This is a genomic window from Mesorhizobium sp. M0159, from assembly GCF_040322295.1.
Lineage (GTDB): Bacteria > Pseudomonadota > Alphaproteobacteria > Rhizobiales > Rhizobiaceae > Mesorhizobium.
The window spans coordinates 1-9,196 of record NZ_JAMYTF010000099.1; the positions used below are offsets into that span (position 1 = coordinate 1).

Below are 9,196 nucleotides of genomic sequence, written 5' to 3' on the forward strand. Positions count from 1 at the left end.
ATGTAACGCCCGGCGGCTCTTCCGGAGGAGCGGCAGCAGCGGCGGCGAGCGGCGCGGGCGTGCTGCACCTTGGGACCGACGGCGGACGCCCAGAGGAACTTGGCCCGAATTGCTAGGAGGAGCGATCATGCAGTAGTCACCCCACTTCGTCCTGACGTAACAACGCGCATACCAGTCCAAAAAAGGGGAATGAAAATGACAAAACCATCTATCGGCCGGTCTTTCTGGTCAGCCCAGTTCCTACTTGCACTTGTAGCTGGATCAACAATCATACCTCAGAGTCAAGGCGCATACGCGGAATCGTTGGAAGATGCGAAAGGCAACGGGGTCACCATCGCCATCTCCAATGATCCGCCATTCATGAAGATGAACCCGGACGGCACGCCTGGGGGCTGGGGGCCGGAAATGGATGCAGCCATCCTCAAAGAAATGGGAATCACGAAATTCTCCGGTGAGATGATAGAGGGCGGAGCGATGATCCCCGCACTGCAATCAAACCGCGCGACGTTGTCATCATCTGGCGCGCTCTTCATAAGGCCCGAGCGTTGCGATGCGATCCTTTTCTCCGAACCAGTCTCGTGTAACAGCGAGGGCTTTCTTATGTCGTCCTCGCTCGCGGGCAAGGTGGCAACTTACAAAGACGTGGCCGACCAGGGTTTGAAAATTGGTGTATGCGCCGGCTGTTCCAACCAAAAGCTGGCGATCGAAGCCGGCGTGAAGGAGGAGAACATGGTCGTGTATCCAGACGCAACGACCGCAGCTAAGCTTTTAGAGGACAAGCGGGTCGACATTGTTGGAAATGACTCTTTTACACTTTCGGTGCTCTTTAAGAGAGCGGACCCCGCGGAAATCCACTTTGTCCGCATCGCGAACACTAGGGGCTGCGCGGCTGCAGGCTTCGGCAAGGCCAATGCTGAGCTCCGGGATGCCTATAACGAAGGGCTTCGCAAGGTCAGGGCCAACGGAAAATATATGGAAATCATGAAGAAGTATGACTTTGAGGAAGGTGCTCACGACGTCGAAACGGCATCTATGGAGCAGCTTTGCCGAAAGTGACAAATCATTGACATCAGATCGGGAGGCGCTTAAAGCGTGGCGCCTTCCGATCAATTTGCCCTAACCGTCAGTTGTTCGCTCTTGGCGGTTGGGTATATTTTTTGAGGAGTGACCTGCTCCCTTGTTTGTCCCGTCTATAGGTTAGCTCCGTTGATGTGTGGTCCGTTGCGGACCGGGTTGCAAATTCGTTTGGGGTGACCGTCGAGGCTCGTGTGCGGTCGGTTCAGATTGTACAACTCAGCGACGGAACACCCACGGGACCGACCAACGCGAGCTTGTTTATCCATGGCATCCCTGGGCTGAGCGGCAAGTCTTTATCGATGAAGTGATCGAGAAGGGTGACGCGTCAGTCTTCCGCTGCACCCTTTCTGGCCAGCCATTGCACCGGTGGTTGGAGGATGTTCGATCGGCCCCCCAGCGCGAGCTGGCGTATCACTACTGCTCCGCACGTCGACCTTGCCGCGCTTGGCGCCCTGGCGACACTGCTCCGGCACACGGGTGCCCCATCGCAATCGCAGGAGATGGGCGCAGCATTGGGCTCTCACGACCCGAATCGGGGAGATGTCCATGCCGCGCCAGCCCACGACATACCAGGTCGATCTGTTCTCGAAGCTGAACGACGCCGAGACGGTGCAGACGCCGCAATGGCAGGCGCTGCCCGCCGAGACGCGCCGAATTCAAACGGTCGTCGCAACACTCTGAAGTTGGAGGTTGTGATGAGCATTCGAAAGCGGCGACCGGCACGGTCTGGACGAGCGCTATTACCTTCACCAGGACGGCCGCCTTTGGCGGGGCGCGATGAACGGATTAGATTCTGGCGGGCGATCGCCGCGGGGCTGAGCAGCGAAGATGCTGCGCTCGAAGCCGGAGTGTCGCAGCCTGTAGGAACCAAATGGTTCCGGAAGGCGGGCGGTATGCCACCAGCGATGTTCAGATCCTCGGCGAAGCCGCTCTCCGGGCGGTACCTGTCATTGGTGCAGCGCGAAGAGATCGCACTTCTCAGGGTACAGGTGTCGGCCGAATTGAGAAACTGAGGGGTCAAATCCTCACTTCGCCTGACAACAGGGCCATTCCATGCAGGAAATTGGGCGCCGCCTCGGGCGGGCCGCATCGACAATCTCTCGTGAACTGCGGCGCAACGCGGCCACCCGCAGCGGCGGGTTGGAGTATCGGGCGACGACTGCCCAGTGGCATGCGGATCGATCGACCCGTCGGCCTAAAGCGACCAAGCTTGCGCTCAACGCAACCTTGCGCACTTATGTGGAGGAGAGACTTGCCGGCGTTGTCGTGGCCCCGAGCGGCGCTCCCGTTCATGGTCCTACTGTTCCGTGGAAGGGCCGCCGACATGGCCCGCGAAAGGATCGGCGATGGGCCAAGGCCTGGAGCCCGGAGCAGATTGCCTGACGCTTGCCGATCGACTTCCCGGACGACAAATCCATGCGCATCAGCCACGAAGCCATCCATCACGCCTCTTCGTTCAGGGCCGCGGAGTGCTGCGCCGCGAGCTGACGGCCTGCTTGCGAACAGGACGTGTATTACGGGTCCCCAGGGCGCGCGTACGTAGGCGAGGTAAGGGCTTTGTCTCACCGGAAATCATGACCAGTCAGCGTCCCGCCGAAGCGGCCGGATCGAGCGTGCCGGGACATTGGGAGGGAGACCTCATCCTCGGTCTTGGCACCTCGGCGATCGGCACGCTGGTCGAGCGCACGACGCGCTTCACGATGCTACTGCATCTTCCCCGGCTTGCGGGGCATGGCGAAGCTCCGCGCACGAAGAACGGGCCTGCGCTCGCGGGACATGGAGCTGAGGCCGTGCGTGACGCGATTACGCGCACCATCATCACCTTGCCCGAAGAGCTACGCCGTTCACTGACCTGGGATCAGGGAGCTGAAATGGCCCAGCACGACCGTCTCACGATCGAAGCGGGTGTCCAGGTCTACTTCTGCGATTCGCAAAGCCCATAGCAGCGCGGCACCAACGAGAACACCAATGGGCTGCTGCGTCAGTACTTCCCGAAAGGCACCGACCTGAGCATCCACAGCGCCGACGAGATCGCCGCCGTGGCCGCGGCCCTCAATGCCCGACCAAAAAACTTGGGCTGGAAAACGCCGGCAGAGGCGCTTGACGAGTTGCTGCCGGGAGTGAACACAATCAGTGTTGCGACGACCGTTTGAATCCGCCTTGAACTCCGCGGTCGGAATGATGGATGAGGCTCCCGGGTACGGGCTCTCGATCAGAGATCGCCATCTCGAGAGCCTCGATGGCAAGGCTTGCTTTGAGATGCGTGATTGACTTGCCACCCCTCCCGCCGCGGCAGGGCTGCGATCCGACGTAGCCGTAGTGCGCGTTGTCGAGAGCCAGCTTCTGAATGAGATCGCGCAAACCCGTCTCGGCCCGACGCGGGGCCGACTCCAGCCAGTGACGGTAATAACTTGCGCGGGTGACGCCAGCCAGCCAGCACATTCTGTCGATGTTGAATTCGCCTTGCGACAGGTCGGTCGTCATCTTTTCGATGACTTTGAAGATCCCGTTTCGCCAGGAGCGCTGCTCCGACGCTGATCTTCCTCCGCAAGGCTTCGCGAAAAAAATCGAGATCGAGCTGCTGCTGCTGCCCGACCTTCTGCTCCAGTTTCCTGATCCGGCGCCTGGTCTTGGTCAGTGCCTCTCTGTCCGCGATTTCGGTGTCTCAGTCTAGGGGTGCACACCAGTCCGCGAATTAGCGGAATGGGTGTCCGCGAATTTCTGAAACACGCATCCTGAGCTTCCTCGACCACTTGGAGAAGGAGCGGAGCAACGGCGCCCGCACTCGCAACGCCCGCCTGGCGGCACTTCGCTCTTTCCTTAAGTATGCCGCCCACTACGATCTGACCGCGCTCCCCGTCATCGAACAGGTGCTGGCCATTCCGATGAAACGGTTCGATCGGCCGGTCCTGGGATTTTTGTCACGCGAGGATATGCAGGCGATCCTTGAGGCGCCGGATGCGCGGACATGGGCAGGTGAGCGGGATCGCGCACTGTTCAGCCTGATGTACAACACCGGCGCCCGCGTGTCTGAAGCCATCGGCCTGCGCGTCGGCGAGGTCGCCGTCGATGGCTCGGCGGTCGCGCACCTGCATGGAAAGGGGCGCAAAGACCGCAGCGTGCCGCTCTGGCGTAAGACCGCCAACCTGATCCGCAACTGGAAGCGCCGGTTGGACTACGCCGGCGAGGAGAACTTCCTGTTTCCGAACCGAGGCGGAGGATGCATGGCGCGTTCGAACGTCACCCAGCGCCTTGAACTTGCGGTCTCTGCCGCCGCGTTACCCGCATCTCGCTCGTCGCTCGATTTCGCCTCACCCTCCGCCATACCACGGCAATGCATCTTCTGCACGGTAGCCGGCCATGTTGCTTGCCGAACTGGACTGTTTGGTGACCCTGAACGAAAGAGGGCGAGGTTTAATGGCCGTTACAGCCTCGGTACATTGCTCCCCCCATCGTAACAGAAATGATCCTACGTGGTGTCGCCGCCGAATCTTCACCGTCTCCTCGGAGCCGTCATCGTAAATCAGGACGTAGTCGGCCGCGTGTTCGCCGAACTGGCCGATTCCTCCCATCGGAGAAATTAGCCCATTCTGATCGGCTGAAAGCGGATGTACGTCCGATGTGTGTAAGAATACGAACCATCGAGCTGTGGTCGGCGAGATTTTGAATACAAGCGGCTGATTGTAGACAAGAACCGGGCGCCCAATTTCAAACGGGATGCCCCAAGCCACGCACGAGCCTGAATGCGCGAAGGGGGCTGCTAGCGCCAGCTCGGCTGACACGCCTTGATGTTGTGCAAGCTCCTCAAATGAGATCGTGCCGTCAAGACTGACAGGCCGGAACAGCGGTGAAGCTGGGCCGTCTCGGTGCATGCTTATAAGATTTTTCTCCAGATGAAACAGCCTCTTATAAGGATGCCGGAAGGCTTAGCTCAATGCACCGTGGCCGCCTCATGAGGGCAATGGACCTTCGGGCAATATAACGGGAAGCCGATCCGCAATGATGGCAGCAACAGGCATCGAGTCGTAGTCGGGAGTTGCGGCTACAGCTACGAGAACGCCCTCGCGGAAACGATCAACGTCTCTACAAGGCCCAGTCAATCGTCGACGCGGCCCATGGGGTAACGCCATGCTGAACGAACTAGCCGTGGCGCATAAGCTGAACAAAACTGTCTCCGGCAACCCGGGGGGGCGGCTTCGATTCATGAGGTGCTGTCACTGACGACGTGCGAATTGGTACTACCGCAGGCGGCCTCCACAAATATACTGCGAAGGCCATTCCTGGGGCCATCAGCCTTCTTGTTTATCGTAGTCCGTTATATGTCCACGAAAAACGCCCTCAGCGTCCAAGTAGAAGAAAGACATTGTTAGGACCTTCCCGTCGGAGGATATCCGTAGCGTTCCCGCCCCTATGACTTTACTCGCCGATTTCGCCGTGCATAAAATTGTGTTGGGGTCGATCTGCTCCTGGGACATTTCGTCCATCAAAGGATGTCCTATATGGGGGTAGTATTTCCCGTCTACTTTATACGTCATATGCTCCACGAACGGTGTCCCGTCAGATTTTACAGCCCTGACCATGAAGTCAATGCCATCTGGTCCCTGCTTATACGTTCGCGTTACAGATTCGAAACTCATTGGCGGCGGCCCATTGATGACTTTCGACTTGGCCTTCTCCCAGGTACCGATGACTGGATCTGTTGCTTCCATACTGTCTCTGCTGCTCGACTGCATCGTATCCTCGCTTCTTAATAGTGCCAAATGTGAAACGGTCGGCATTCAGGCTCTCCGCACGGCCACTCTATGCAGAGTTTGGCGAAGATTTACGGCGTATCGAGTAGCCAGCGAGGCTAATTCCTGCAAAATACGGTTCGGGCTCCGGACGCTGAAGATAGTGTCCGCGAACGGGGCTTAATGGGATGCGATCGCGCGGATGGAGTCGCTTGGCGAATTCTGGGATGACGTGTGCCCGCGGGTCTCTCAGCTCAGGAAACACCGATCGTCATGTGTATTGCTCACCGGGGCCTTCGTCCCGCAATCGTCCCGCACAAACGCGTGCAAACTCGCCATAACGCTCGTGCCAAGGGGCCGCAGGCCAACGTCGAGCGCTCCGACGCGCTGCGCCACCTCGGGTGGTGTGGCATGCGACAACGCCAGCGGCGCCATCGTCATAATGCTTAGGAGCCTGAAGATGCACAGCATGGCGGAGGTGTCCGACTCTACCGGGATTTAGCCGGCTTCGACTTTGTCAGCACCGAGATCAACGAAGCGTTCGTGCGTCAGCTCCATCGCTGAGAGTTCATAGACTAGGCCAACAACCTCGTGCTTGTCGGCGGTCGTGGCTTCGGAAGACTTACATCGCCCCAGTTCTCGCCTGGCAGGGGGTCGAGCAGCATCGCAAGCGCGTGCGCCTGATCTCAACTGTCGAACTCGCCAACGTGCTGGAGCAAAAGGACGCCTAGGGCAAGGCAGGCCAGATCGCCAATCGGCTCGCCCTCTCCGATCTCGATGAGCTCGGATGCCTACCCTTCATCGCATCAGGCGGGACGCTGCTGTTTCTATCCAAGCAAGCTCCTATGAGCGCACCAGCGTCGTCATCGTCACCAACCTCAGCTTCAGCGAATAGCTACCGTCTTCGGCGACGCCAAGATGCGACGGCGCTGCTCGATCGCCCCACCGCTAGCCCGTCCTATTCACGAGCAGCTTGGTTCCCTTGTCGCTGAGCGTTCGGTCATGAAGGTGTGAGGCGTCTTTTTGGGAACCCAGACGTGGTCATTGCTAAAATTGTCGAAGATTGGGTTCGAAACAGAGCCTCGCAATTTCAACGGCGGCGGTTGGCCCCAGCTTTGTATCGGTTTGTCGCAAAGATGTTGCCTCCGGAATGGCATGGCGAAGCAGAGTGAGCGGTGCGACGCCATAGAAATCGGCATGGCGCGTGACCCACGACGACAGGAGCTCATCTGGGACGGGTTTGAGAATGACAGGAAGTGGCCTTGTGCCGCTGAGCTCTCGCATCATGCGAAGGCGGTTTCGGCGCTAACTGGCGGGCGCCAACTTTCCACCGCTTCATCCGTGATGTGCTCTATGCCGCTCTCGATCGACTCGGCTGCCAGGCACGTGATCGCCTGGAAAATATTTGCAGTGATGCCGCCGCCAATCTGCAGAATTCGGCGTATTTTCGGCGTCAGCACTGTCGGTCGGCGAAGTGGCATGTTCCGCAAAATGGACGAGACTAGTGCTTCGAACTGTTCGTTGGCCGCCCACCTATTCAAGGTCAGCTCGCCAAACCGGCGGGCAAGCTGGACGTCGCCACTTATGGCTTCGCGGGGCTTCGATTACGCCGAAGCAAACGAGCGAGATCTGAAGCCGATTGCTGAGAAATCGCAGCGTGTTCAGCACGACCCGCTGCTCGCGGTACGAGCCGGCGAGAATGTTATGTACTTCATCGATCACCAGAATTTGGACGCCGACCGTTTTCAGAAGCCGCAACGCAGCTTGCTCCATCTGCACGATGTCGGCGCGGGGTGCCTGCGGCGCTCCAAGTGCAGCCAGGATCTCGGCATATAAACGGCGCTCACCTGGCTTCCCGGTCATCTCGATCGCCAGGACCGGTATAGCCTGTACGCCGGTCGTCGGATCAAAACGGGAGGGTTATTGTCGCAGAATTTTTCCATGATCATCGTCTTGCCCATACCACTGTCGCCGTAGATGGCCACCGAGGACATGCGCGTGCCGCGAGGATGGTCGACCAGCAGGTTGAGACGATCGAGTGCCTGCTTGGCGCGCGGATAAAAAATCCATCGGCGAGCCTGAATTGCGCGAAGTCGCAGAATATCGGGCTCGCCGAGGAGGTCTTTGGCCGCCTGCGTCAGATGGACGTTATCCGTGCTCAAGGAGGCAATCCAGATCTTCGACGGAGGGAACAGGTTTGCTTGAATCGACGCCCCGAAGCGAGCAACCAACTCACTCTCCTGCTGTCGCCAGACCGCAACCGGTGGCCGACGGAGTGCGCCATGGATAGCATGATGGTATTGCCCAACGATCTCTAGTGCGATGTAGCGCTCAAGCTCTCGGAGTGTCAGTGTCGCATGGCGTTTGGCATCATACTCGCGCCTTCCTCGATGCTGCTTGAGGTCAATCCTGGCAGCAGATGAACCGCGCCCATCTGCGTGCCAATCAACCGTTCGATGTGGCCGCCGAAATGGGGCGTCCCCGGCGGCCGCCAATCGATCTTTATGCCATTGTCCCGGCAAGCACGTTCGAATGCATGACTTCGAAAGTCCGCGCCGTTGTCGACATGTATGGTTCCCGGCAGTCCGGCCACTGGCCACGCTTCATGGATACCCCTCTCCTGCAACCATCTAGGCGATTCATCATTTCGAAGCGCCCATCCATGGGCGATGGACAGGAAGTGCTGCAATCCGTGTCGGAAGGTGATGGGTCCTGGGGCTTTGGACTTTGGATAGCCGTCCCAGCCGCCGAGTTTGGCGATAATCCAGGCGGCCCAAGCGAGGGATTGGGGGGCGTGGGGATTCTTCTGCAGGGCGGTTTTTCCCTCTAGTGTGGGCAGCAGGGCTTGAAGCGTGTCGATTTCGGCGTGGGTGAAGGCGATGGCGGCGTGTTGTGCGGATCGGCCGTCGCGGGCCTGGACGAGTTGCATGACGACACAGGCGGCTCGCGCGGCGATGGCGGTCAGTTTGACGAGCCGTTCGGCGGTCTCCAGTTGGCTGTCTTCCAGCTGAAGCCCCTGCTGTTTGAGGGTGCGGAAGAACTGCTCGATGGTCCAGCGCATGCGATACCAATCGACCATCCGCCAGGCCATGGCCGCGTCCTCGACGAGATGGGTGGTTAGCAGTCGCCACAGGATCGGCTCGGCGCCCTGCGGCGGGTCGATCTCGGTTACCTGCACCAAGCTCACGCTCACCGTCTTGGGCAGGCCCTCTTCAATCGTGTGTCGGGGCGCACGACCTCGACCTGGGCAAAGCTCGCCACCAGCCGGGCCGTGCGCGCCGCCCGACCAGGCCGCGCGCGCAGCTCGACCATGGCCTCTCCGGCGGCCTGCAGCGGTGCGGTCGACAGCTTGCCGCCGCCCTGGATCCGGCGGTCGTGCATGGCGCGGG

10 protein-coding genes and 3 pseudogenes are annotated in these 9,196 nt (G+C 59.6%); 5 read left to right on the plus strand and 8 right to left on the minus strand.

Features of this window, described 5'->3' with window-relative positions; genetic code table 11:
* The first annotated feature begins 303 nt into the window (after positions 1-303).
* From NKJ32_RS34605 to NKJ32_RS34615, 3 genes and pseudogenes are all read left to right on the plus strand, one after another.
* Positions 304-1,056 carry a transporter substrate-binding domain-containing protein gene (locus NKJ32_RS34605; protein WP_352830387.1) on the plus strand — a complete coding sequence of 251 codons (753 nt, stop codon included), beginning with the start codon at positions 304-306 and terminating at the stop codon, positions 1,054-1,056.
* A gap of 567 nt (positions 1,057-1,623) precedes the next feature.
* Positions 1,624-1,758 (plus strand): hypothetical protein, encoded by a 135-nt coding sequence (locus NKJ32_RS34610; protein ID WP_352830389.1) that lies wholly within the window; start codon positions 1,624-1,626, stop codon positions 1,756-1,758.
* A gap of 14 nt (positions 1,759-1,772) precedes the next feature.
* Positions 1,773-3,230, plus strand: a pseudogene (locus NKJ32_RS34615) (IS30 family transposase).
* Here the strand turns inward: NKJ32_RS34615 and NKJ32_RS34620 are convergent.
* Positions 3,208-3,561, minus strand: a complete 354-nt coding sequence (locus tag NKJ32_RS34620; protein ID WP_352830408.1) for a hypothetical protein — start codon at positions 3,559-3,561, stop codon at positions 3,208-3,210. The pseudogene NKJ32_RS34615 and the gene NKJ32_RS34620 overlap by 23 nt on opposite strands.
* 269 nt (positions 3,562-3,830) lie before the next feature.
* Between NKJ32_RS34620 and NKJ32_RS34625 the strand changes: the two genes are divergently transcribed.
* Positions 3,831-4,535 carry a tyrosine-type recombinase/integrase gene (locus NKJ32_RS34625; protein WP_352830391.1) on the plus strand — a complete coding sequence of 235 codons (705 nt, stop codon included), beginning with the start codon at positions 3,831-3,833 and terminating at the stop codon, positions 4,533-4,535.
* Positions 4,536-5,366: 831 nt separating this feature from the next.
* Here the strand turns inward: NKJ32_RS34625 and NKJ32_RS34630 are convergent.
* Positions 5,367-5,855, minus strand: a complete 489-nt coding sequence (locus tag NKJ32_RS34630; protein ID WP_352830393.1) for a hypothetical protein — start codon at positions 5,853-5,855, stop codon at positions 5,367-5,369.
* Between the two features lie 394 nt (positions 5,856-6,249).
* On the opposite strand from NKJ32_RS34630, the pseudogene NKJ32_RS34635 reads away from it, so the two are divergent.
* Positions 6,250-6,754 (plus strand): annotated as a pseudogene (locus NKJ32_RS34635) (ATP-binding protein); the annotation flags it as partial.
* A gap of 100 nt (positions 6,755-6,854) precedes the next feature.
* On the opposite strand, the gene NKJ32_RS34640 reads toward NKJ32_RS34635, so the two are convergent.
* The 6 genes and pseudogenes from NKJ32_RS34640 to NKJ32_RS34665 form a co-directional block, all read right to left on the minus strand.
* Positions 6,855-7,094 carry a TniQ family protein gene (locus NKJ32_RS34640; protein WP_352830396.1) on the minus strand — a complete coding sequence of 80 codons (240 nt, stop codon included), beginning with the start codon at positions 7,092-7,094 and terminating at the stop codon, positions 6,855-6,857.
* Complete coding sequence (locus tag NKJ32_RS34645; protein ID WP_352830398.1) at positions 7,091-7,267, minus strand: hypothetical protein; 177 nt, start codon at positions 7,265-7,267, stop codon at positions 7,091-7,093. Before NKJ32_RS34645 ends, NKJ32_RS34640 begins: the two co-directional genes overlap by 4 nt.
* Positions 7,268-7,340: 73 nt before the next feature.
* Entirely contained in the window at positions 7,341-7,670 is a 330-nt protein-coding gene (locus NKJ32_RS34650) for a TniB family NTP-binding protein (RefSeq protein WP_352830401.1), read from the minus strand.
* On the minus strand, positions 7,667-8,038 hold the full coding sequence (locus NKJ32_RS34655) for a TniB family NTP-binding protein (RefSeq protein ID WP_352830402.1): 372 nt from the start codon (positions 8,036-8,038) through the stop codon (positions 7,667-7,669). Before NKJ32_RS34655 ends, NKJ32_RS34650 begins: the two co-directional genes overlap by 4 nt.
* A gap of 116 nt (positions 8,039-8,154) precedes the next feature.
* A complete protein-coding gene (locus NKJ32_RS34660; RefSeq protein ID WP_352830405.1) occupies positions 8,155-8,985 on the minus strand; it encodes a TnsB C-terminal domain-containing protein in 831 nt (276 codons plus the stop codon).
* An 11-nt stretch (positions 8,986-8,996) separates the two neighbouring features.
* Positions 8,997-9,196, minus strand: a pseudogene (locus NKJ32_RS34665) (hypothetical protein); the annotation flags it as partial.